Origin of the sequence: Alloacidobacterium dinghuense (genome assembly GCF_014274465.1) — a bacterium.
GTDB lineage: Bacteria > Acidobacteriota > Terriglobia > Terriglobales > Acidobacteriaceae > Alloacidobacterium > Alloacidobacterium dinghuense.
Genome location: NZ_CP060394.1, coordinates 3,138,097 through 3,160,430, shown reverse-complemented (window position 1 = coordinate 3,160,430; position 22,334 = coordinate 3,138,097). Strand labels below are relative to the sequence as shown.

General features: G+C 57.6%; 20 protein-coding genes. 8 read left to right on the top strand and 12 right to left on the bottom strand.

The window, feature by feature from the left end; translation table 11 throughout:
* The first annotated feature begins 648 nt into the window (after nucleotides 1–648).
* The 3 genes from H7849_RS12955 to H7849_RS12945 all read left to right on the top strand — a co-directional run bounded on the left by H7849_RS12955 (nucleotide 649) and on the right by H7849_RS12945 (nucleotide 4,946).
* Nucleotides 649–3,117: an ADOP family duplicated permease gene (locus tag H7849_RS12955; protein WP_186739730.1), complete on the top strand. Its 2,469-nt coding sequence runs from the start codon at nucleotides 649–651 to the stop codon at nucleotides 3,115–3,117.
* 693 nt (nucleotides 3,118–3,810) lie between these two features.
* Complete coding sequence (locus H7849_RS12950; protein ID WP_186739728.1) at nucleotides 3,811–4,482, top strand: fibronectin type III domain-containing protein; 672 nt, start codon at nucleotides 3,811–3,813, stop codon at nucleotides 4,480–4,482.
* Nucleotides 4,483–4,685: 203 nt separating this feature from the next.
* A complete protein-coding gene (locus H7849_RS12945; RefSeq protein WP_186739726.1) occupies nucleotides 4,686–4,946 on the top strand; it encodes an energy transducer TonB in 261 nt (86 codons plus the stop codon).
* Here the strand turns inward: H7849_RS12945 and H7849_RS12940 are convergent.
* Genes H7849_RS12940 through H7849_RS12930 form a run of 3 tightly spaced genes read right to left on the bottom strand, consistent with a single transcriptional unit; the run spans nucleotide 4,915 to nucleotide 7,071 of the window.
* Complete coding sequence (locus H7849_RS12940) at nucleotides 4,915–5,487, bottom strand: hypothetical protein (RefSeq protein WP_186739724.1); 573 nt, start codon at nucleotides 5,485–5,487, stop codon at nucleotides 4,915–4,917. The two genes, H7849_RS12945 and H7849_RS12940, sit on opposite strands and share 32 nt — an antisense overlap.
* Nucleotides 5,488–5,535: 48 nt before the next feature.
* Entirely contained in the window at nucleotides 5,536–6,087 is a 552-nt protein-coding gene (gene def, locus H7849_RS12935) for a peptide deformylase (RefSeq protein ID WP_186739723.1), read from the bottom strand.
* Between the two features lie 6 nt (nucleotides 6,088–6,093).
* A complete protein-coding gene (locus H7849_RS12930) occupies nucleotides 6,094–7,071 on the bottom strand; it encodes a KpsF/GutQ family sugar-phosphate isomerase (RefSeq protein ID WP_186739721.1) in 978 nt (325 codons plus the stop codon).
* A gap of 124 nt (nucleotides 7,072–7,195) precedes the next feature.
* Between H7849_RS12930 and H7849_RS12925 the strand changes: the two genes are divergently transcribed.
* Nucleotides 7,196–7,849, top strand: coding sequence for a TlpA family protein disulfide reductase (locus H7849_RS12925; protein ID WP_186739719.1), 654 nt, complete (start codon nucleotides 7,196–7,198; stop codon nucleotides 7,847–7,849).
* Nucleotides 7,850–7,853: 4 nt separating this feature from the next.
* Nucleotides 7,854–8,360 (top strand): protein-disulfide reductase DsbD domain-containing protein, encoded by a 507-nt coding sequence (locus H7849_RS12920; protein ID WP_186739717.1) that lies wholly within the window; start codon nucleotides 7,854–7,856, stop codon nucleotides 8,358–8,360.
* On the opposite strand, the gene gltX is transcribed toward H7849_RS12920, so the two are convergent.
* From gltX to ispD, 5 genes are all read right to left on the bottom strand, one after another.
* Entirely contained in the window at nucleotides 8,361–9,845 is a 1,485-nt protein-coding gene (gene gltX, locus H7849_RS12915) for a glutamate--tRNA ligase (RefSeq protein WP_251106247.1), read from the bottom strand.
* Between the two features lie 51 nt (nucleotides 9,846–9,896).
* Nucleotides 9,897–10,154 (bottom strand): hypothetical protein, encoded by a 258-nt coding sequence (locus tag H7849_RS12910; RefSeq protein ID WP_222439638.1) that lies wholly within the window; start codon nucleotides 10,152–10,154, stop codon nucleotides 9,897–9,899.
* A gap of 74 nt (nucleotides 10,155–10,228) precedes the next feature.
* The gene (locus tag H7849_RS12905; protein WP_251106246.1) at nucleotides 10,229–12,061 is read right to left on the bottom strand and encodes a M14 family metallopeptidase; all 1,833 of its coding nucleotides are present in this window, start codon (nucleotides 12,059–12,061) and stop codon (nucleotides 10,229–10,231) included.
* Nucleotides 12,062–12,084: 23 nt separating this feature from the next.
* Entirely contained in the window at nucleotides 12,085–12,693 is a 609-nt protein-coding gene (gene ispF / locus H7849_RS12900; protein ID WP_186739715.1) for a 2-C-methyl-D-erythritol 2,4-cyclodiphosphate synthase, read from the bottom strand.
* A gap of 21 nt (nucleotides 12,694–12,714) precedes the next feature.
* The gene (gene ispD / locus H7849_RS12895; protein WP_186747481.1) at nucleotides 12,715–13,440 is read right to left on the bottom strand and encodes a 2-C-methyl-D-erythritol 4-phosphate cytidylyltransferase; all 726 of its coding nucleotides are present in this window, start codon (nucleotides 13,438–13,440) and stop codon (nucleotides 12,715–12,717) included.
* A gap of 127 nt (nucleotides 13,441–13,567) precedes the next feature.
* Between ispD and H7849_RS26840 the strand changes: the two genes are divergently transcribed.
* Both H7849_RS26840 and H7849_RS26835 read left to right on the top strand, forming a co-directional pair.
* On the top strand, nucleotides 13,568–14,341 hold the full coding sequence (locus tag H7849_RS26840; RefSeq protein ID WP_251106245.1) for an alpha-galactosidase: 774 nt from the start codon (nucleotides 13,568–13,570) through the stop codon (nucleotides 14,339–14,341).
* Nucleotides 14,301–14,930, top strand: a complete 630-nt coding sequence (locus H7849_RS26835; protein ID WP_251106244.1) for an alpha-galactosidase — start codon at nucleotides 14,301–14,303, stop codon at nucleotides 14,928–14,930. The genes H7849_RS26840 and H7849_RS26835 overlap by 41 nt, the downstream gene beginning before the upstream one ends.
* A 51-nt stretch (nucleotides 14,931–14,981) precedes the next feature.
* On the opposite strand, the gene guaA is transcribed toward H7849_RS26835, so the two are convergent.
* The 4 genes from guaA to H7849_RS12870 are packed head-to-tail and all read right to left on the bottom strand — an operon-like array spanning nucleotide 14,982 to nucleotide 21,052.
* Complete coding sequence (gene guaA, locus H7849_RS12885) at nucleotides 14,982–16,532, bottom strand: glutamine-hydrolyzing GMP synthase (RefSeq protein WP_186739713.1); 1,551 nt, start codon at nucleotides 16,530–16,532, stop codon at nucleotides 14,982–14,984.
* 8 nt (nucleotides 16,533–16,540) lie between these two features.
* Entirely contained in the window at nucleotides 16,541–17,473 is a 933-nt protein-coding gene (locus H7849_RS12880; RefSeq protein WP_186739711.1) for a hypothetical protein, read from the bottom strand.
* Complete coding sequence (leuS, locus tag H7849_RS12875; protein WP_251106243.1) at nucleotides 17,473–20,127, bottom strand: leucine--tRNA ligase; 2,655 nt, start codon at nucleotides 20,125–20,127, stop codon at nucleotides 17,473–17,475. Before leuS ends, H7849_RS12880 begins: the two co-directional genes overlap by 1 nt.
* 7 nt (nucleotides 20,128–20,134) lie before the next feature.
* Entirely contained in the window at nucleotides 20,135–21,052 is a 918-nt protein-coding gene (locus H7849_RS12870) for a deoxyribonuclease IV (protein WP_186739709.1), read from the bottom strand.
* A gap of 74 nt (nucleotides 21,053–21,126) precedes the next feature.
* Between H7849_RS12870 and nagA the strand changes: the two genes are divergently transcribed.
* Nucleotides 21,127–22,284: an N-acetylglucosamine-6-phosphate deacetylase gene (nagA, locus tag H7849_RS12865; RefSeq protein WP_186739707.1), complete on the top strand. Its 1,158-nt coding sequence runs from the start codon at nucleotides 21,127–21,129 to the stop codon at nucleotides 22,282–22,284.
* Nucleotides 22,285–22,334: the final 50 nt, after the last annotated feature.

The following is a 22,334-nucleotide window of genomic DNA, read 5'->3' as shown; positions in this document are numbered from 1 at the left end:
TCGTTTCGCGCGAGCCCAGAGACGCTACAAATTCTATGGTTTGCATGGGAAAGAAGTGTGAACGTGAGGTTTCAATGAAGAATTCATTTTCAGGGCTCATCAGGGAGGATTTTTTCGGACGAGGTGACTGTCCAGGTCAGAAGTCGACGTGAGTCAGGGGAAACGGTCAGGATAATGCGAGAAGGCCTTTTCGGAGATCTTCCGGATCAGTGTCCTTGAGGAGCGATTCCAGCTCGCGATGCGTCTCCTCCCAGATTGGCATAGCCGCCGCGAGGACTGTCTTGCCCTCGGCGGTCAGGCTCAGCCGTCGGCTGCGCCGATCAACATGATCTGTCGTTACCTTGACGCGGCCACGCCGCTCGAGTGGCTTGAGCGCCGCGGTAAGGGTGGTGCGATCCAGGTTCGAAATAATAGACGGCAGAAAATGATGATTGCGAAGACTTTAGTAGTTCACGTTCTTACAAGGACCGGAACAGCGGGTGATGCCGGATTGGTGGCCGAGTTGAGCAGAAATTATTCCGAGAAAAAAAGTTTCACAGCGTGTCGATTCTGCGGCGCGACGTTCGACGTGTCAGTAGAGCATGGGATAAAACGGTAGGTCATCCTGAATGCTTACTTTGAACGAGAAGAAATTTCAAGGATCCACTCATGTCCTTCCTTCGTGATCTGAAAATCGCCGTCCGCTCTCTCTGGCGCGTTCGCACTCTGTGGTTCACCGTCGCTCTCACGCTGGCCCTGGGCATTGGCGCCAACGCCGCCATCTTCAGCGTGGTGCGCGCCGTGCTATTGCGCCCGCTCGCCAATCGCGACGAAGATCGCCTACTCTATCTCCGCCAGAGCGCGCCCGGTCTCGGCGTCCAGAACGCAACCTTCTCCATCCCCGAGATCGATGACCTCAGCAAGGACCTCAAGACAATCACCGAGCTCGGCACCTTCTCCACTGTCGATTTCACGATGATCGGCCTCGGCACGCCGCGCGAAATACCCGCAGGCGTCGTTGACGGTCACTATTTTGAAGTCATGGGCCTGCGCCCGGTGCTCGGCCGCCTGCTCACAACATCCGACGATGGCCCAAACGCCGCGGGTGCGATTGTCCTGACCTATCGTTTCTGGAAAGAATCCCTCCACGGCGATCCAAGCGTCCTCGGCAAGTCAGTGCATCTTGAAAGCTTCGGCGGACCGCGCAACGCGACCATCATCGGTGTACTCGAGCCCTCTGTCCCTTATCCCGTCGCTACTGAGATCATCGCCAACGTCGTCACCAGCCCGCACCATCTTTCCGCCACCATGGTCACAGGCCGCGAGCATCGCATGACCGAAGTCTTCGGCCGCCTCAAGCCTGGAGCGACATTAGAAGACGCTCGTGCTGAACTGCGCACGCGCTACGCCGCCATCCTGGCCGCGCACCCTGACGTATACAAGCCCGACAATCATTATCAGATCGACGTAAAGCGCATGCACGAACAGATCAACGCGCGTGCCAACACTATCCTCTGGGTGCTCTTCGCAGCCGCGGGATTGCTCTTCATTATTGCGTGCTCGAACGTCGCCAACCTCGTCCTTGCCCGCACTGTTCGCCGCGAATCCGAACTGGCCGTGCGCTCGGCTCTTGGAGCCAACACCGCATCGCTGCGTCGTTCGCTACTGGCAGAAAGTCTCGTCCTCTGCGGCAGCGGTGTGCTGGCGGCATTGCTTCTCGCCTGGCCGATGGTTGCCGTGTTGGGGCGCTATGCCGCGCGCTTCTCCGTGCGCGCCGACGGGCTCACACTCGACTTCAATCTAGTATGGTTCGGCATCGTGCTCGCGTTTGTTGCTGCTGTCTTCCTTGCGTATATTCCTCGTCTGCCCTCGACCGGCGCACAACTCGGTCCAAGCCTCACCAGCGGCGGATCACGCAGCAGCACCGGAAGCAGCAACCGTCGCCTCCGGATCTTCGCTGTCATGCAGATCACCGCCTCGTTCCTGCTGCTCACCGGAGCAGCCATGCTCATGCGTACGCTCTACACCCTCGAAAACACGCGTCCGCCATTTGACACCTCGCGCGTCCTCGCCGTGAACCTGCCTGTGCTCACCTATGGGAGATCGCCCGAGCAGATCCAGAACTTCTATCACGATGTCGTGCGTCAGGTCGGCGCGCTTCCCCGCGTTGCCCACGTTTCCACCGGCTTCAGTGTGCCTTGGCGCGATGATCAGGGGCTCGACATCAGCTTCGCATTCACGGCGCAAGGAGCCACGCGCAGAAACGGCGTTGACGACTGGCGCGCGAAATTCCGGTCGATCTCGCCAGGATATTTCGAGACGCTCGGCGTGCCTTTCCTCGCAGGTCGTGATTTCCGTGACACAGACAAGGCCGGCTCCGAGCGTGTAGTCATTGTGAGCCAGAGTCTTGCTAAAACGCTCTTCCCCAATGGAGACGCAATGAACCGCGAACTCCACTGGACTGACGGGGTGATGAAGTTCGTCGGCATCAGCTATGAGCAGCGCCGGATCGTCGGCGTCGTCCCCGACATCGACGACGAGAACATCATCCCGGCGCCCGCCATGACCGTCTACCAACCGACCGATCAGGAAGGCTGGCAGGGACGCCTCTTCGTGCGCAGCAAGAGCGATGATCCATACGCGCTCGCCCCATCCATCACACGCACCATTCACGCAATTTCAGCCGACCAGCCGATCGAGAAGGCCAGCACACTGAACGACATTCGCGCAGAGGTGATGACGCCTGACAAACTGAATGCGGTTGTCTTTGGCGGATTCGCAGCTGTGGCGCTTCTGATCTCCGTTGTAGGCGTTGCGGGTGTGCTGGCATTTTCAGTAAGCGGCCGTACACGCGAGTTTGGCATTCGCATGGCTCTCGGCGCTCAACCACGCAACATCCTGGCCGATGTTCTGCTGCAGGGCCTGACGATTGCCGGCATTGGTGTTGGAGCCGGCATTGTTTTTGGCATTATCTTCGCAAGTGGCGTCGCAAGATACGTGTCAGAGGTTCGCCAGCCAGGCATGCTTGCTTTCATTGTTTCGGCCTTCGCCATTTTGGTCTCTGCGGTCATTGCGTCGGCTGTGCCAGCGGCTCGCGCAGCCAAGGTGAATCCAGTGGAAGCGCTGCGTTCAGAGTAGTGTTCTCTTTGCAACGGGAACTCCTGTTAACTGCGGAAAGCTTGTTTGCAACTGGAACTGTCAGAACTTACAGGTTAGCGGTTTGCGGAGATACGCCCAAAATAATGCAAATCCCATTGTGCACCTGGAAGTGCTACTATCGGAGCGCGATGGATTGCAACTAACAGTCTTAACAATAGCGAGTTAGTTAGCTCTGTCGGATCAATAGTTAGATTTGCACCCGTAGGTTTTCGCGCTGGGAAAAACCAGTGCGCATCGGTATAGGCAGCTTGGGGAATCCGGTCCCCGAGAAACGAAGTCGATATGCCTGCTATCTCGATCGACAAAGCCTTTCGGGTAGCACCCCTGCTGCGCGTTGCAGTTTTGTCTTGTGTTCCGTTGGCTGTGGAGAGAAATCGCAGACCAGTACAGAGGCTCCGTCCGATGCGATCGCCCAATCGGCAGAAGCACGGGCTGCGCCTATTGCATATGAGCAGCAGATAAATACTTTCAACCGGCCTTCTCACCCCGTCTGGATGCGCAGCTATTCGGTGAAATAGCGCCACTGGATTCTCAGTGTCGTCGGAATCACCGAGCAGGTGATCAAGAACTACCTTCAGGCCATTCACAACCAAAACCCGGAACCAGCAACGGCGCGGTGCCTGTTGTTTATGTGTTTCAACCGCGGCTTTGCAGAGTTCCTTCGGAGGGAAAATGAAAACGGCCATTTCAGCAATCTTGACTGCATTTCTGAGCGTTTTGTTCGGCGCTCCGGCGCAGTCGCATAGCGTAACGCTTAACTGGAACCCGCAGTCTGGGGATGTAGGATTCAAAGCTTACCGCGCGACCGAAACTTGCCCAAACTATATTAGTGCAACCGACCCGAAATTCTCGTTACTCGCGTTACTTACGTCTCCGACCTACGTAGACACGAAGGTCGATGCGAGCGCAACCTATTGCTATTTCGTGACAGCAACGGCGCCGAATGAGCCGGATTCGCCACCATCGGGCGCGATCACTGTGCAGATTCCCGATAATAGCGGGAATCAAACTCCGCCGCCTTCGCCGCCCATCTTGAAAGTAGTCATGGCTTCCAGCGCCGGCCATATCGTGGCCCTGGCCTGGGTGCCGAATCCGGACGGATCGGATACGGGGACCTACGGAATTTACTTTTCGAGAACGACTTGCGCTCTAACAAAGTCATGGATTATGGCGACGAAAGAGCAGGTCCAGCTTTTTTACACGTTCGACAATGTCATAGACGGAAACCGCTGCTACAGGGTGACCGCAGTTGCGCATGGCAAAGAGTCTGCGCCCTCGAATGCGGTCGACGCGATCATCGGGTCAACAATGCCGGGGGTGGTAGTTTGGACAGGAGCACGATGAAACGCTGACGGCAGAGGGTCTTTGTCTTCCTTGGCAACACTGATTTTTGTTCCATCGGCAAGGGAACGAAATCGCGCCAGCATAGGGGCCGCCAAAGATTCTCAATCCCCGCAGACTTATGGGCCGGACGACCATGATGTGGTCTTCCCGAAGGTGATTTATGCTCCCGATCCCGAATCTTCGGACAAGGCCCGTCGGAAAAAATGAGCGGTATATGTGTCTTCTCGGTGTTGGTGGACGTGCAAGGGAATCCACACGACGTTCAACTGGTGAAGGCGGCTGCCGAGGAAGTGAGCGCTAAACAGCGCTCAGCAGTGCAGAGTCTGGATCAAAAAGGCCTGGAAGCCGTGCGCCAATACCGTTTCCAGCCAGCGACACTGCACGGGAAGGCCGTGCTCTATCGAGTGAAGACTGAGGTGCTTATCGAATCTACTAGTGGTGACGGGTCAGGAGCAGGGCGGTAAGCGTGATGAGGACTGCCAGCAGAATGGCAAGTCCGGCGCCCATGACACGGAGGAGGTTGCGGAGAGATTTCACGTTATCCACAAGCTCGGTGTGCTCGGTTGCGTTGCGCTCGACCGTTTGCCGCAGGAGCGTGACCTGATCTTTGATGCGCTGCATCTCAACCGTCTGATCCTGGATCTGGAGATGGAGTTCCCGGTGGCCGGTCTCGATTTCGACCAGTTCCTGGTGCAACTCTTCTTGAGCGGCGGATTGTGCTGGGGTGGTTCCACTGGCAAGATTCACCAATTGCGCAAGGATCTGCACTGCGCCGTGGTCCACCATGCGCAGACCGCCGTAGAGGATGGGCAGAAGCGGTTTCAGCTTCCCGAGATTTTTGAGTAATCCGGCTCGTGGTTTCTTCACTTCAGCCAGAGAGGTTTCCTGCGAGGCAGGAGCGGATTCGGCTGTAAGTGTCTTTTTCTGCGCGGCTTCGATGACGCGGTCTTGCGCGCCTTCAATGGGCTGCTTGGCTGTGGATGTTCCGTCGGGCATTGTCACCATGTTCTATCACATGGGATGCTGGCGCGGGGCGCGGCTGCTTATCGTCGGCTATTTCTTCAGGTTTTTCTGATAGTTATCGAGCGTGGAAAAGGTCTCGCTCTGCATTCTGTCGATGTAGACGCGGCCGTTCAGGTGATCGATCTCGTGCTGCAGGATGCGGGCGTACCAGCCGGTTGCTTCAATGGTCCGTGACTGGCCGTGCTCGTCGAGGCAGATAACGCGGATCCTCGATGCTCGCGGGACGACCGCCATGAATCCGGGAAGGCTGAGGCAGCCTTCATGGAAGGCGATGTTGGATGGAGTGAGCAGTTCGATCTGAGGGTTGATGATGACGTGGAAGGGAACCGGTTTGCGGTCGCGATCTTTCAGGTCGGACTGGCTTAAGTTCTTGTGATAGTCAGACTTGTCTTCGATTACGGCAAGTTGCAGGAGCTGGCCGATCTGCGGCGCTGCCAGGCCGACGCCGGGAGCGTCGTGCATCGTGTCGCGCATGTAGGCGATCAGGTCTTGAATCTGACTGCTACGGATTTCATCGGATTTGAGTGGGCGTGCCTGCTTGCGCAGAACAGGATCGCCCACACTGACGATTTTCAGGATCATCGAGGTTTATATCAGCTCCGTTTCCCAGAGATCGTGGAGGTGGACAACTCCCAGGATTTGGGATGCGCTGTTTACGACCACCAGGGAGGTGATTTTTTTCTCTTCCATGATGCTCAGGGCTCGCACCGCCAGCTCTTCCGAGCCGATGGTTTTCGGAGTTCGGTTCATGGCTTCGCCTGCGGTTTTTTCGAGGACGTGTGAGCCGTCGCGTTCGAGCAGACGGCGGAGATCACCGTCGCTGATAATGCCGGCGAGCTTGCCTGCGTCTTCGACCGTGGTCATGCCGAGGCCTTTGCGCGACATTTCATAGATAACCTCGCTCATGGGTGTGCTGAGGCTGACACGCGGAATTGCGTCTCCCGAATGCATTAAGTGATGAACGCGAGAGAGCTTTTTGCCCAGCTTGCCGCCGGGATGAAGATCGGCAAAGTCTTCGGCGCGGAAGCCCTTGCGCAGCGAAACGGCGATGGCTAGCGCATCACCCAGGGCGAGCATGGCGGTTGTGGATGCGGTGGGCGCGAGTCCCATGCCGCAAGCCTCTTGTGGGACGCTGCAATCGAGCGCTACATCGCTGGCGAGAGCGAGGGTCGATTTCAGATTGCAGCAGAAGGTGATGAGGGCGTCGCCGATGCGCTTGATGGTGGCAAGAAGGCGCAGGATTTCTTCGGTTTCGCCACTGGCGGAGAGGGCGACGACAACATCGCCGCGCGCCAGCATGCCGAGGTCGCCGTGCACGGCTTCCGCGGGGTGCAGGAAAAGCGCCGGGCTTCCGGTGGAGCTGAGCGTGGCGGCGATTTTCTGTGCGATGATGCCGCTCTTGCCCATGCCGGTGACAACGACGCGGCCGCGGGATTGTCCGCATTGGACGATGAGGTCTACAGCCCGCTCAAAATCCGCTGCCATGGTGCCTTCGAGGCGGGCGGCAAGCTGCTGCAAGGCTTCGGCTTCAATGCGGACGAGTTGTGCCGGGGTGTGTTGCGCCATGATGACCAAACATTTTGGATGGTATCAAAGGCGCCGGATGCTCGACAGGCGGGAAGTACGGGAGATAATGTCCGGTGCCACTGTCATCCCTTAAAATGGAAGAAGCAGAAGAAAGGCTTGAACTTTGAAACGCAATCATCTGGTTCTGATTCTGGTTGTTGCAGCGCTCGTGCTGATGGTCTGGTCGGGAGTGGCGAACTATCGTCGCCGCAAAGCCGAGGCGCAGAAGCTGCAGCAGATGCAGGCAATGCTGGTGCCGGTGGCATCGCCTTCATCCAGCGACGCGGCATCCATACCGGCGGAGGAAGAGAAATCGCCACTCGAAGGAAAGCCGGCTCCGGCATTTACGCTGGAAAATCTGCAGGGACAGAAGGTCTCGCTCGCCAGCTACAAAGGAAAGGCCGTCCTCGTGAATTTTATGGCTACGTGGTGCGCTCCATGCAAAGTGGAGACGCCGTGGCTGATCAAGCTGCGCGATCAGTATGCGTCGCAGGGCTTTGAGATTCTCGGCATTTCGACCGACGATCTGGACAAGGACGATAAGAAGCAGAATGCGCAGGACAAGGCAGACATTGCCAAGTTTGTAAGCAACATGCACATCGACTATCCGGTGTTGATCGACGGCGATTCCATTTCGCACCCCTACGGTGGAGTGGATGCGCTGCCGACTTCCTTCTTTGTGGACCGCAGCGGAAAGGTGGTTGCATCAACCATTGGCCTGCATGACCGCGACGAGCTTGAGGCGAATATCAAGAAGGCTCTGGCGGGTGGAGCGTAATTCAATGCGTCGGGTGCTCTCGATTTTATTAGCCGGAACCTTTTGCCTGGGGTTGCAGTTTGCCGTTTCGCAACAGCTTGCGTGGCAGAGCGATGGGCAGTCGAAAGGGAACCAGAAGCAATTTGTGCAGTTTCTATATCCTGAGCAGGTCACGGTGGAGGCAGGTAAGGCCAGCGTGGTGGAATTGCATTTTCGGGTGAACGATGGACTCCACATCAATTCGCATACGCCCCGTGAAAAAAGCCTGATTCCTACACAGCTCATGGTCGGAGAGCCTACTGGCGTAAACGTCGCGAGTGTGGATTTCCCGACAGGCACGGAGTATTCGCCGGCGTTCAGTCCGAATGACAAGCTGAGTGTGTATAGCGGGGAGTTCGTTCTGCGCGCGCATGTCACGGCGGAGCGCGGCGAGCATCTGGTGCAGGCTGGGCTGCGGTATCAGGCTTGCGATGCGAATTCCTGCTATCCGCCGAAGACAGTTCCGGTGGCTGTCAGTCTGATTGCGAAGTAGCTAACTGGAAACGGCGACTGCTTCTGCAGCAGCAAGCCGCTTCGTGACGCGCTCCTTGCCTAAATTCACCATCACCGCGAAGAGACTGGGGGCGACAGCCTGTCCAGTAAGGGCGACGCGGGCGCCATTGATCAATGCTCCGGCCTTCACGCTCTTTTCTTCTGCGAATGTGCGCAGGATCTGTTCTGTGGATGCTTCAGTGAATTCGGCGGCGGCCTCATAGCGTGAGGCCAGTTCGACAAGCAGCGCGCGAACGGCATCGTCTTTGAGGAACTTGGTCACGGCGGCCGGATCATAGGCGAAGTCATCGCTGAAATAGGCGCGGAAGGCTGTGGCGAAGTCCTTGAGATTGCGTGCGCGAGGCTTGACCAGATCGATGGTGGCGAGCACTTGTTCGCCTCGGCGATCGGGCGCGAATACTGCCTTTGCCCATTCTTCTTCAATCAATGGGAGCAGCTTTGTTGCATCATAGGCGCGGATGTATTCAGTGTTGAACCAGGCGAGTTTGTCGTTGTCGAAAACAGCGTTCGATTTGGAAATGCCGCCAAGTGAAAAGAGACGAATCAACTCATCCGAGCCAAAGAGCTCGCGGTCTTTTCCTTCTTCATCTTTGCCGGCGGCTCCGGGTGTCCATCCGAGTAGTGCGAGGAAATTGCGAAACGCTTCGGGTACGATGCCCATTTCTTTGTAGGCGATGACGCTGGTGGCGCCGTGGCGCTTGGAGAGCCGTGTCTTGTCAGGGCCGAGAATGAGCGGCACATGCGCGAAGACGGGCATAGTCACGCCGAGAGCCTGATATTGAAGCACCTGCTTGGGAGTGTTCGAGATGTGGTCCGCGCCGCGGATGATGTGGGTGAGACGCATGTCGATGTCGTCGGTGACGACGCTGAGATGATAGGTCGGGATTCCGTCGGAACGCAGGAGTACGAAGTCTTCGATTTCCGCGTTGGCGAATTCCACTTTGCCGAAGACGGCGTCATCGAAGCTTGTCGCTCCGCCTTCGGGAACGGCGAAACGCATGGCGCCGGCTTCTCCCGCAGCTTTGCGACCGGCTGCGACGGTAGGCTCAATCTTTCGGCAGCGGCGGTCATACATCGGCGGACGTCCAGCCGCGACTGCCGTAGCGCGCCGCTGCTCCAGCTCTTCTTTTGTGCAGAAGCAGTAATAGGCGTGGCCGCTGGCCAATAGCTTCTGGGCTGTCTCGCGGTAGAGATCGAGCCGCTTCGATTGATAAAACGGGCCTTCATCCCAGTCGAGGCCGATCCAGCGCATGCCTTCGAGAATGCCTTCGACCATCTCTTCAGAGGAGCGTTCGAAGTCGGTGTCTTCAATGCGCAGGATAAAGGTTCCACCGAAGTGGCGCGCGAAAAGCCAGTTGAAGAGGGCAGTGCGAGCGCCGCCTACGTGGAGATAGCCGGTAGGGGAGGGCGCGAAACGGACGCGGGGGGTGCTTCCAGTGTCTGACATCTTTGAATGAAGGTTCACTCTTGATGCTACGAGACTCCGCGCCGCTTCGCAAAATGGCCGGGGGGTTCGTTAGATCTGTGGAGGATAGTTGGGTACTGGGTATGCGTTTGGATTTGGCGGCATAACCTTCCACGGGGAAAAAGCGAGAACGTACAGCAGCACAAGGTTGACGATCGGTACCACCATAAGAATGCCAAGAAACGGCGGAAAGCCTGCTTTCTTGAAGATCATCCAGTAAGGAATAACAACGATGAGCGAACCGATGATGATGAAAAGGGGCAGAAAAACCATCATGGCTTGCAGGGCGTGTAACTGATGCTGATCCATTGGAGTGCCTCACAATGTGAATTTCGCATCAGCTTAGCTGATTGCCTTGCAGGGCGGCAACGCAAAACGTGTGCCTACTTTTCGAGTGGCAGGCCGTCGAGTTTGGTAAGACGCCCGACAGGGTAATCGCCCACATGGTTCGCGGCGTACCAGGGTGAGTGCTCGTAGAAGAATTCGAGGCGCTCCGATGGATTGGCGGCGAACGGCGGATCATTCTCAATCTTGCGCTCGAATTCGGCCTTAAGCTTCGGGTCCTTCTCCATCATTTCGCGGGAGAGCTTTTCGAGCACATAGGCTTCACCATATTCCTTCTGCTCGAAGCTCGGATCGAAGAATCCCCAGGCAACGGCAGAGTCAGGGCCTTGCGGTTCGAGCCACTCGATGACGACTTTCGATAGCCGTTGATTCAGCGGGACGACAACGGAGCCCGCCGGATATGTCATTGTTTTGGTTACGAATTCACAGCTGCCGAACTTGCCCGGCTGACCGCCGCCTTCTCCGGGGAAGAGAGGATGGCGGCCCTCAAAGGGAGGGCCTTGCCACTGCATGCCATTGCAGTGGTAAGTTTCTACCTGACCGCTCCACTCCGCGGTTGTGCGCTGCATTTGCACCTGGTGTGCGCTCAGAACATCGATCACATGAGTCCACTGGCGCGGGATGATGTACGCCGCTGGAGGAACCGTCGACGCGGCAACCTTGAATCCGGAAGCCAGCGGCAGTGAGACATCCCAGGGCTCATGAGAGTAGCTGATCCACATGGCTCCAGAGACTTCGCTGAGCTGGCGCGTGTATTTGTATCCGCGAAAAAGAAATGGCGTTGTCTGGCCGTTCCATGCGACGGAGAGCGGGAACTGCACATTGCTGAGCGGGTGCGCGCCGAGGCGAGAGGCATCCGCGTCGGCATCTGCGTTCAGTTGGATGAGCTTGGCGGCGTCGCGATTAACGACTTCCATCAGAGCGCGCAGGATCTCGTAGTTTCCGGTGACGCGCGTTTTATAGTCCTTGAGCATGTGCAGTTCGACGAGCATGCCGGGACGGTTTTCGAGGATCATGTATCCGGTTGAGAAGCGCGGCGGGTTGTCGTTGAAGGCCAGGCCTTTTGCCGGATCCGTGTCGTCAATCAGAGTGATGTAGGTGGGCGAAGCGAGGTGGCCGCTGTCATCGACGGATTTCGTGAGGTATGGCGTAACGGTGTCGTCGATCCAGCGCGCAGTGGGGCCATAAATATTGGGGCCGTCGTCGATAGTGAAGGTGACGTCGTACTGATAGTCGGCGCCGTCGGTTACGTGATCGTCGACGAAGAAGTCAGGCAGCCACTCGTGGAACATCTTGAGGAAGGCGCGGGTCTCGGGTGCGTCGGCTTTGAGGTAGTCGCGGTTGAGATTGAGGTTCGTGCCGTTGGCGCGCCAGCCCATTTCTTCGGGGCCGTTCTGGTTGATGCGATTGTATTTCGAGCGCTGCTCATGGCCGTCGGCATTGTAGATCGGGATGAAGACGAACACGGCATCGTCGAGCAGATGCTGCTGCGTTTTGGTGATCACCATATCGCGCAACAGTGCGAGGCAGGAGTCTTTGCCGTCCATCTCACCGGCATGGATGGAGTTCTGCACGAGCACGACAGGGCGATGCGCAGCGTGAATGGCAGATGGATCGAAGACGCTGTCTTTCGACGCGATCACGATGTCAAGGTCGCGGCCTTCACCGGTTTCTCCGAACTTTTCGATTTGCACGGTGTTTGGCGCTGCTGACGCGACGCGCTGAAGGTACGCCATCGTTTCGGCGTAGTCAGGAGTGGTCCGGTAATCGGATTTTTCAGCGGGTGTGAGCCAGTCGGACTTGCTCTGCTGCGCCTGTAAAAGCGGCGCAGCGGCAAAGATGAGAGAGGCAAGAGCAAGCATCCGGTTCATGCGTTCTCCGTGGCTGGTTGGCTCTAGGTTATGTCTTCGGTGTCGAAGGTCTTCTTGCGTTCCGGAGTCCCGTGCACCTGGCTTACGAGGTCCTTGACGACATCTTCCAGCTGTTTCTGGCTTTCGATGACTGCCGTCATGCTCTTGAGCTGTGTCGGATCTTCGACCTGTTCGAGCAATACAGCCGCGTGGGCCTGAGCTACGTGGTCCGCGTTGAGGCCTTCCGGCGTCTTCGCCTTGATGCCGACCGCATTCGGCTTGATGTCGAGCAGTTCCGCCACGCGCTCGCGCATGTCACCGGCGATGGGCCCGATCTTGGGAGCGGCGAGGACGAGCGTTGTATCGACGTTGACGATGCGGTAGCCGGCGTTCTGAATTTCTTCAAGCGCCACGTTCAGAAAAATTGCCGAGTCTGCATTTTTCCAGCGCGGATCGCCGGGCGGGAAGAAGCTGCCGATGTCTCCAGCAGAAACTGCGCCGAGCAGGGCGTCCGTGATGGCGTGAAGCAACACGTCTCCGTCGGAGTGGCCAGCCAGCCCTTCGGGGTGGTCAATGGCAAGGCCGCCGATTTTCAGCGGCACTCCTGGTTTGAAGGCATGTGAATCCCAGCCAAATCCAATTCGCATGTTCATGAGTTGTCTCTTTCTAATGTACTAATGACGCGAGCCCGCCAACTGCTTGAGATGAAACTCCGCGAGATCAAGGTCCCCCGGCTGTGTAATTTTGAGATTCGCGGATGAGCCTAGTACGACTGCCACAGACGCACCAGCCCGTTCGACGATGCTGGCTTCATCGGTTCCCAGGAAGCCGTCGGCCGTGGCTTCGGCGAAGGCGCGTTTGAGCAGGCCATAGTGGAAGCCTTGCGGCGTTTGTGCCTGCACAATGTATTCGCGTGGAATTGTAGCGGTGATGATCGCTCCGTCTGCCGTGCGTTCCACTTGCTTGATCGTATCCACGGCAGGCAGGCCGACGATGGCGGCGTTATGCTTCTCGACTGCTTCGATCGTGCGGATAATGGTGGCCGCGTCTATCAGGGGACGCACTGCGTCGTGCACCAGCACGATATCGTTGTCATCGCAGTGAAGGGTATCCAGCGCATTGGCCACGCTTTCCTGCCGAGTATCGCCGCCAGTCACGATGTGAACCTTATCGGCGAAGCCGTATTCGGCTACCTGGGCCTCCACTCGGTCTCGCTCATTGCTGCGAACGGCCACGTACATGGCGCTCACCTGCGGAACTTGCGCAAAGGCCCGCAGGCTGTGAATAAGGATAGGCACGCCCGCCAATTCAAGGAACTGCTTGGGCGCCGACGGGGCGTGATGGCCTACAGCCATGCGCGTGCCCAGGCCCGCTGCTGGAAGAATGACGAAAACCCGCATAAACATTGGAGTATACAGGAAAGTGTTCAAGTGTTGATCAGCGTCGGAGTGCTGCGGACCAAATGAGCGCGCGGAGGCTTGCAGTACACTGGGACGGCTTGAAGGAAAACGTTCTCCGAGGTTGCCAATGAAGCGTTTTATTCACGGCTGCGCATTCACGCTCACGATGCTTGCGGGAACTTCTCTTCTAGCGCAGAGTCGGGCAGTACTTGCGCCAGTGCCGCCGATGGGCTGGAACAGCTGGGATTCGTACGGTCTGACAATTACTGAAGATCAGTTCAAGGCAAACATTGAGTGGTTCAACAAGCATTTGAAGCGGTATGGATGGCAGTATGTCGTCATCGATGAGGGCTGGTATCTTCAGCACGCCGAGAACGCCGGGACAAAAGGGGCCGACCAGGGCTATACGCTCGATAAAAATGGCAGATATCTGCCCGCTCCCAATCGTTTTCCCTCAAGTGGAGGGGATGCAGGGCTAAAACCTCTTGGTGACTACGTTCATTCGCTGGGGCTGAAATTTGGAATCCATATCATTCGGGGTATTCCGAAAGAAGCAGTGGAGAAGAATCTGCCGATTGCGGGGACGTCGCTTCATGCTGCGGAAGCCGCGAATACTTCCGATCTGTGCCGGTGGAATCCGGACAATTATGGCCTGAAGGCGAATGCAGCGGGGCAGGCCTACTACGATTCGCTGGCGAAGCTCTACGCGAGCTGGGGGCTAGACTTCATCAATGTCGATTGCATCTCGCAGCCGTACGACGCGGATGAAATTCATATGATGAGCGCCGCGCTCAAGAAGAGCGGACGGCTAATTGTGTTGAGTCTTTCTCCGGGACCGACTCCGATTGAGCAGGCAGACGATGTACGGAAAATATGCGCAGCTGTGGCGGATTTCCGATGACTTCTGGGATGTGTGGAAGAAGCCGGATGCGGATGCGAGCGCATTTCCGCAGTCTTTAACTGGGCAATTCGCAAAGTTGGCGCAGTGGTCTGCGCACGTCGAGCCGGGACACTGGCCGGATGCCGATATGCTTCCGCTGGGATACATTGGGCCGAAGCCGGGCTGGGGCGATCCGCGACATACACGCCTGACCGCAGACGAACAGCAGACGCTGATTACATTGTGGTCGATTGCGCGCTCGCCGCTGATCCTCGGTGCGAATCTCACGCAGATGGATACATTCACGGAATTATTGCTGACGAATCCGGAAGTGATTGCGGTCGATCAGCATTCGAGCGGGAACAAGCCGGTGATTCAGACGGATTCCACGGTCGTGTGGACGGCGAAAGGCGCTGACGGAAAGCAGTATGTGGCCGCTTTCAACATCGGCGAGACAGAGCAGGCTCTTTCTTATGACTGGAATGAGCTTGGCCTGTCTGTTGCTAATCATACGCTGCGGGATTTGTGGCAGAAGAAGGACCTGGGCGCGAGCACTGCTTTGAAAGTCACACTCGCTCCGCATGCCTCGGCGCTCTATGTAGTGCAATGAGTGGAGTGCGGTGTCCTCTGCAGTCAGGTTCTTTCGCTCGACGCGCAGTGCCTACTCCCACTCGATGGTGCCGGGTGGTTTTGAGGTGATGTCGTAGACGACGCGGTTGATGCCGCGAATCTCGTTGACGATGCGGCTGGAGATGCGCTTGAGTACGTCATAGGGCAAGGGCACCCAATCGGCGGTCATGCCATCTTCAGAATGCACTGCGCGGATGGCGCAGGTGTAGGCGTAGGTGCGTTGGTCGCCCATAACGCCGACACTCTTGACCGGAAGCAGAACCGCAAACGACTGCCAGATCTGCTGGTAGAGTCCGGCGGCTTTGATTTCGGTGACGACGATGTCGTCGGCTTCCTGCAGTAACGCTACGCGCTCCGGAGTGATCTCGCCGAGGATGCGGACGGCAAGGCCCGGACCGGGGAACGGCTGGCGCTGCAGGATGTCTTCCGGCATCTTCATATCGCGGCCAATGCGGCGGACTTCATCCTTGAAGAGGTCGCGCAGCGGTTCGATGAGTTTGAGCTTCATCGTCTCGGGCAGGCCGCCGACATTGTGATGGCTCTTGATGGTTTGCGATGGGCCTTTGACGGATGAGGACTCGATGACGTCGGGGTAGAGCGTACCCTGCACGAGCCAGTCGACTCCGCCGGTCTGCTGCGCGATGCGATGCGCTTCATCGTCGAAGACGCTGATGAATTCGTTGCCGATGATCTTGCGTTTGGTTTCCGGATCGGTGACGCCGGCGAGGCGCGAGAGAAAGCGTCCGCTGGCATCGACGGCGACGAGGTTCAGGCCGAGCTTCTCGCAAAGATTTTCCTGGACTTTGAAGAATTCGTTCTTGCGCAGCACGCCATTGTCAACGAAGACGCAGGTGAGTCGGTCGCCGATAGCGCGATGTACGAGCACTGCCGCGACCGAGGAGTCGACGCCACCGGAGAGCGCGCAGATAGCGTGCCCATCGCCCACTTTTTCTCGAATGGCGGCGACGGTGGACTTGATAAAGTGTTCAGGCGTCCAGTCCGGCTTTGCTTTGCACACGTTGAAGAGGAAGTTGCGCAGGAGTTCCGTTCCGTGGCGCGTGTGGTGTACTTCGGGATGGAACTGAACGGCCCAGATATTACGGTCGGGGTTTGCGATGCCTGCGACGGCGTTGGATGTTCTTGCGGTGAGATGAAAGCCGGGTGGAAGATCGAGCGCCTCGTCGCCGTGGGACATCCAGACATGGAGATTGACGGGCAGGCCGGCAAAGAGCGGTATAGCCGGATCGACGATAGAGACTTCGGCGTGGCCGTACTCCCGCTTCTCGGCAGAGCGGACTTTGCCACCGAGATGATGCGTGATGAATTGCAGGCCGTAGCAGATGCCGAGGATTGGTTTACCCAGATTTAAGACCGCGGGATCGGCGTTGGGTGCATCAGCATCGTAGACCGAGCAGGGTCCGCCGGAGAGAACGATGCCGATTGGCTTGCAGCTTTGAATCTCCTCAAGCTTTGCCGTGCAGGGCAGGACCACAGAAAAGACATTCTGCTCGCGAATGCGGCGCGCTATGAGTTGTGTGTACTGGGAGCCAAAATCAAGGATGACGATCGACGAGGTATCCACTTATCAGTTTACTTTGACGCTGCGAAAGTTGGGGATGAATTTGACTGCGATCCTTTGAACAAACGCCAGAACTGTATGAAGGCCACCAATCGGGCGACCTGGAAAAAGTCTGAGGCGGCAAGGTACATCAGCGATACCAAGGCCCACCAAATGTAAAGCGGCGCTCCCTGCATAACGGATTCAAAGGGAAGCGGCGTGGCTGAGAAGACCATGGCCAACACGATGAGCGCCAGTTTGATGATGCCCATGACGAGATTCACTTCAACCAGCTTGCCCTTGAGAGGGCCGAGATGCAGGCTGCGATGGAGACTCGTCGCGACTCCGCAGTTTTCGAGAACTACGAGCAGCGGCGCGATCGAGAAAATCCAGCTCAGGAGCGCCCAAAGCGTGAAGATTCCCAACGAAAGGCAGATGACGAGAGCGCAGTAGAGAACGAGGTTCGGCTCCGCGTCCGGAAGCGCGTAATTCGCAGCCCAGTGAATTGCAAGGAACCATCCGACAAAAGTGCCGCCAAGTGCGGCAACACGCAGCAATTGCAGGAAGATGAGTGGCAGTGGCCTCATCTGAAATGTTGAGTCATAGCGTCGCAGAACGAGATTGCGGCCAATGCCGGAGACGATGGCCCATCCCACTGCAAGCAGCGGAAAGAGCCAACTCGCCGTGTGCAGAACGGGCGGCTTGAGCACGGCAATAGCGTCGGCGATCATGACGGCGCCGTGCATCGGGTCCTGGAGCGAGAACTGTTCGATTCCTGTGGTTTCAATCTGGCTGGCTGTTGCAGCCAGGATGCGCGCGCCTTCATAGTAGAGAAGGAGAAGCGCAGGGGCGCCAAAGAGCCAGCGCCATGCGATTTCCAGAACAAGGAGTGAGGGACGCGACCAACAGCCCGCCAGAGTATGAACCAGAGATTGCGTCCCGCGAACCGTTTCCCGAGGCGACATCAGCCCTTCACTACGATGTTAGTGAGCTTGCCGGGAACGACGATCACCTTGACGATCTGCTTGCCCGCAGTGGCCGCCTGCACTCTTGCATCGGCCATTACCGCTGCCTGCGTCGCGTCCTGGTCGGCGTCTGCGGGTACGCTAACTACGGCTCGCAGTTTTCCGTTCACCTGCACAGGAATTTCGATTGTCGATTCGGCCATTTTGCCCGGGTCTGCTTTCGGCCAGGGCTCTTTATTGACTGCGGTGGTCCCGCCAATCTCTCCCCACAATTCCGCAGCGAGGTAAGGGGCAAACGGCGCGAGCAAGAGCACGAGATTCGTGATGATCTCACGTGCTCGGCCGTCGGATTCGACAGCGGCAACGATTGCATCTTCGTGTTCGTTGAGTAGATTCAACAACTCCATGATTGCGGCGATGGAGGTATTGAAGTGCCAACGTCCTGCAAAATCCTGCGTAATTTTGTGAATTGTCTGATGCAGCTTGCGTTCGAGATTCGGTGCGATTGCTGCGTCCAGTTGGGTTCCACTCGCCGTGGTCGGCTGGCGCATTCCCGGAGCTGCCTTCATCACAAAGCGGTAGACACGGCCCAGGAATCGGCTCACGCCTGCAACACCGTCCTCCTGCCAGTCGAGGTCACGGTCTGGTGGCGCGGCAAAGAGCGAGTACATGCGAGTGGCGTCTGCCCCGTAGCGGGCGATCATGTCATCGGGCGAAACCACATTGCCCTTCGACTTCGACATCTTTGCGCCGTTCTTGATCACCATGCCCTGGGTGAAGAGGCGGTCGGCTGGTTCGTCGTTTTTGACGAGCCTAAGATCGCGCATCACTTTGGTCCAGAAACGCGAATAGATCAGGTGCAGAATTGCATGCTCGACGCCGCCGATGTACTGGTCGATGGGGAACCAGTAGTCGATCGCGGCTGAGTCGAATGGTGCTTTGTCATCCTTCGCGCTTGTATAGCGGTAGAAGTACCAGGACGAATCGACGAAGGTGTCCATGGTGTCCGTTTCGCGGCGCGCGGGCCCTCCACACTTCGGGCAGGTAGTGTTCACGAATTCCGGCAGCTTGGCGAGCGGCGACCCACCTTCCTGCGTGATCTCGACGTTGTCGGGCAGGAGCACCGGCAACTGATCGTCAGGAACGGCGACAATCCCATCCTTCTCGCAGTAGAGCATGGGAATGGGCGTGCCCCAGTAGCGCTGTCGGCTTACGCCCCAGTCCCTCAGACGAAAACTGATGGTTGCCTTTCCGAATTTGTTTTCTTCGACGAAGGCGATCATCTTCTGCTGCGCTTCTTTGTTGCCCATCGAGCTGAAATCGCAGGAATTGATCAGCAGGCTGTCTTCATCGGTGTAGGGCAGCGTCGATTCCGTTTCGCCCTTGCCGTCGGCATCCTCCGTGCGCCGCGGCAGAATGACGATGCGCATCTCGATGCCGTACTTTTGGGCGAATTCGTAGTCGCGCTCGTCGTGTGCAGGGACCGACATGATCGCGCCCGTGCCGTATTCGCCGAGGATGTAATTGGCGACCCAAATCGGCAGTCGCTCATTGTTGAACGGATTGACGGCATAGTGACCGGTAAAGACGCCGTGCTTTTCAATCTCGCCGATATCACCGGCCTCGCGTGCCCTCTTTTGCTGCTCCAAGAGCGCGTTTACCTGCTCAGCAAGCTCGGCGTTTGCGGTGGCAAACTCCTTTACCAGCGCATGCTCCGGAGCAAGGATGATGCTGGTCGCCCCATAGATCGTGTCGATGCGCGTAGTGAAGACGGTGATCCTGGCGCCGGTTGTTTTGAGATTTTCAACTGCGGACAAAACGGCTGTGCCCTTGTGGCGCACCTGCTGAAGCTCGTCAACCGGCGTGTGGGTCGCGTCTTCTACTTCGAAGTCGACTTCCGCGCCCTCGCTGCGGCCGATCCAGTTGCGCTGCATGGTGCGCACTTTTTCCGGCCAGCCTTCGAGCTTGTCCAGGTCCTCGAGCAATTCCTGGGCGTAGTCGGTAATGCGCAGGAACCACTGCTCCAGATCGCGCTGTTCGACGATGGTGTCTTCGTGCCGCCAGCAGCGTCCGTTGATGACCTGCTCGTTGGCGAGGACCGTGCAGCACTTCGGACACCAGTTCACTTTGCTTTTCTTGCGATACGCCAGGCCCCGTTCGAACATGCGTATAAAGAACCACTGATTCCAGCGGTAATAGTCGGGCAGGCAGGTGGTGACTTCGTTAGCCCAATCGTAGCTGAGGCCAATACGGTTCATCTGCCGCTTCATGGCGGCGATGTTGGATGTAGTCCAGGCGCGTGGCGGTGTGTTGTTTTTGATGGCCGCGTTTTCCGCAGGCAGACCGAAGGCATCCCAGCCCATCGGGTGGAGCACGTTGTAGCCTTGCATCCACATGTATCGGGCCAAAGCATCACCAATGGCATAGTTGCGAACGTGGCCCATGTGGAGCTGGCCCGAAGGATAGGGCAGCATCTCAAGCACATAGTATTTGGGCTTGCCGCTGGATGCCGGTTCGGCGGCGTAGAGATCAGGTTGCTCGGCCCAGCGCTCTTGCCAGCGCGGTTCAATTTCAGCAGGGGTGTAGCGGACTTCGGGAGAAGCTCCGCCTGTCGCTGCCATTGCAGCGGTTTCTGTGGGCTTGACTGAAGACATACTCCTCTTATTTTACCGATTGTTTACGATTCGCCCTATTTGCTGTTGGTTTGCCCGCTTTCTCTGTTGGATGAACGAGAGACTTGAGCAGGGCAACGTTTTTCTGGTCGTCGTTGGGCTGCTCGACGGGAACCTCTGCGATGAAGGCGCAATGCGCGAATCGCTTATCGTTGAGCAGGCGGCGGAAGGCTTCGACGCCGATCGTTCCTCGGCCGATTTGTTCGTGTCGGTCCAGCTTTGAGCCGCGTGCTGCTTTGGCGTCGTTGGTGTGCCACACGCGGACAGCTTTCGCACCGATAGTCGCTTCGATCTGGCGCGCAGTTTCTTCGTAGCCCTTTTCGGTGACGATGTCGTATCCGGAAACGTGGGTATGGCAGGTGTCAAGGCAGGCGCCGACGGGAGCGACGTTGCGGAGGCGGTGAATGAGTTCGGCTACCTGCTCGAAGCTGCTTCCGAGAGAAAATTCCGCGCCGGCGGTGTTTTCGATCAGGATTTGGAAATCGTTGATCTGCGGGTTGAGTCCGTCGAGCGATTTTGCAATGGATTCCGCTGCCAGCCGCAGGCCCTCTTCGCGAGTGAGGCCGCGCCACGAGCCCGGATGGAGGACCAGATACTCGGCTCCGAGAGCCAGGGCACGCTCGATCTCGCCGTGGAAAGCGGAGATGGACTTGGCTCGGACGACTTCTGACTGACTGCAAAGATTTACCAGATAGCTGGTATGGATAACGAGCGGCCAGCAGTCGTAGTTCTTCCGGAGCTCGCGCATCCGCTCGCAATGGACCTGTTCAAGGCGGGCGGGTCGCCACATACGCGGGCTGGATGAGAAGATTTGAAAGGTGTTGGCTCCAATCTGGTTGGCGCGCTCAGCCGCGTTGAAAACCCCTCCAGCAGTAGAAAGATGAAAGCCGATTCGTGGTTTGCTCATGCTGTTTACAGTGTAGAAATGATCGTGGACTATACAGCTATACAGGTGTATTGTCGTTCGAGAATGAGAAGTGTATGCGCAGAGTGATTACAGCAGAGAAGCTGCTGACCCCAGACAAAACGTTTTCCCGTCCGGTTGTGGTGATCGAGGATGGAGCGATCTCCAGCATCACTTCTCGCGCGGACGGGGCTGTGGCCGCCGGCGAAGTCCGGGATTATCCAGGCACCACGCTTGTTCCCGCCTATCTTGACGTTCATTTTCACGGCAGCGGTGGCGCGGATGTGATGGACGGCTCACGCGAATCGCTCACGACGATTGGACGCTTTTTGGCGCGTTATGGCGTCGGGTCGTATCTGGCGACAACGATTTCCGCACCTGTCGACACGACACTGCGTTCGTTACGTGGGCTGGCTAAATTGATCGGCTCAGAGATCGAGGGTGCAAGACCTCTCGGAATTCATATTGAAGGCCCATTTATCTCGCATGCAAAACGCGGCGCGCACGCGGAGCGTGATCTCCAGTTGCCCACGCTGTCGTTGTTCAACCGCATGTGGGAAGCTGCGGAAGGGCATATCCGGCTGATGACGATCGCACCGGAACTACCCGGTGCGGACGAAGTGATGGCGCGTGGAAAAGAACTCGGAGTGCGCATCAGCCTCGGACATAGCAACGCGGGAACGGAAGATACCTTGCGAGGCATACGCGCCGGTGCGACTTCTGCGACGCACACCTTTAACGCTATGCGCCGCTTCGATCACCGCGAGCCGGGTATGCTGGGCGTCGTTCTGGACAGGCCCGAGCTTTTCGCCGAGATTATCAGCGACGGCTTGCATGTGCACCCTACGGTCGTCCGCATGTTCTGGAAAGAGAAAGGCAGTGAACGAGCGATTCTGGTGACGGATGCAATGAGCGCAACCGGCATGCCAGATGGCAACTACCGGCTGGGTGAACTCGAGGTTCGCGTGAAGGATGGAAAATGCATCATCGGCGAAGACACACTGGCGGGCAGCACGCTTACGATGGATCGCGCTGTGCGGAATTTTGCCGAGTTTACCGGCGCGGACATTGGTACAGCAGCAACACTGGCCACTCGGAACCCGGCGCGGATGATCGGGCTTGATTCACAGGTGGGAGCGCTCGAAGTTGGACGCGCTGCCGATCTGATTGTACTTTCGCCGAAGGGCGAGGTGATCGAGACGATTCTGCGCGGGCAGCCGGTGGCTGCGGCATAACAATGCACAGGCTATGCGGTTTGCTTCCTGCAATTGGTTCCCGTTTGACT

Bases quoted from the DNA above. Each gene is read 5' to 3' on its own strand.
- H7849_RS12955 (WP_186739730.1), top strand. From the start codon at position 649: ATGTCCTTCCTTCGTGATCTGAAAATCGCCGTCCGCTCTCTCTGGCGC.
- H7849_RS12950 (WP_186739728.1), top strand. From the start codon at position 3,811: ATGAAAACGGCCATTTCAGCAATCTTGACTGCATTTCTGAGCGTTTTG.
- H7849_RS12945 (WP_186739726.1), top strand. From the start codon at position 4,686: ATGAGCGGTATATGTGTCTTCTCGGTGTTGGTGGACGTGCAAGGGAAT.
- H7849_RS12940 (WP_186739724.1), bottom strand. From the start codon at position 5,487: ATGGTGACAATGCCCGACGGAACATCCACAGCCAAGCAGCCCATTGAA.
- def (WP_186739723.1), bottom strand. From the start codon at position 6,087: ATGATCCTGAAAATCGTCAGTGTGGGCGATCCTGTTCTGCGCAAGCAG.
- H7849_RS12930 (WP_186739721.1), bottom strand. From the start codon at position 7,071: ATGGCGCAACACACCCCGGCACAACTCGTCCGCATTGAAGCCGAAGCC.
- H7849_RS12920 (WP_186739717.1), top strand. From the start codon at position 7,854: ATGCGTCGGGTGCTCTCGATTTTATTAGCCGGAACCTTTTGCCTGGGG.
- H7849_RS12910 (WP_222439638.1), bottom strand. From the start codon at position 10,154: ATGGATCAGCATCAGTTACACGCCCTGCAAGCCATGATGGTTTTTCTG.
- H7849_RS12905 (WP_251106246.1), bottom strand. From the start codon at position 12,061: ATGAACCGGATGCTTGCTCTTGCCTCTCTCATCTTTGCCGCTGCGCCG.
- ispF (WP_186739715.1), bottom strand. From the start codon at position 12,693: ATGAACATGCGAATTGGATTTGGCTGGGATTCACATGCCTTCAAACCA.
- ispD (WP_186747481.1), bottom strand. From the start codon at position 13,440: ATGCGGGTTTTCGTCATTCTTCCAGCAGCGGGCCTGGGCACGCGCATG.
- H7849_RS26840 (WP_251106245.1), top strand. From the start codon at position 13,568: ATGAAGCGTTTTATTCACGGCTGCGCATTCACGCTCACGATGCTTGCG.
- H7849_RS26835 (WP_251106244.1), top strand. From the start codon at position 14,301: ATGTACGGAAAATATGCGCAGCTGTGGCGGATTTCCGATGACTTCTGG.
- H7849_RS12880 (WP_186739711.1), bottom strand. From the start codon at position 17,473: ATGTCGCCTCGGGAAACGGTTCGCGGGACGCAATCTCTGGTTCATACT.
- leuS (WP_251106243.1), bottom strand. From the start codon at position 20,127: ATGTCTTCAGTCAAGCCCACAGAAACCGCTGCAATGGCAGCGACAGGC.
- H7849_RS12870 (WP_186739709.1), bottom strand. From the start codon at position 21,052: ATGAGCAAACCACGAATCGGCTTTCATCTTTCTACTGCTGGAGGGGTT.
- nagA (WP_186739707.1), top strand. From the start codon at position 21,127: ATGCGCAGAGTGATTACAGCAGAGAAGCTGCTGACCCCAGACAAAACG.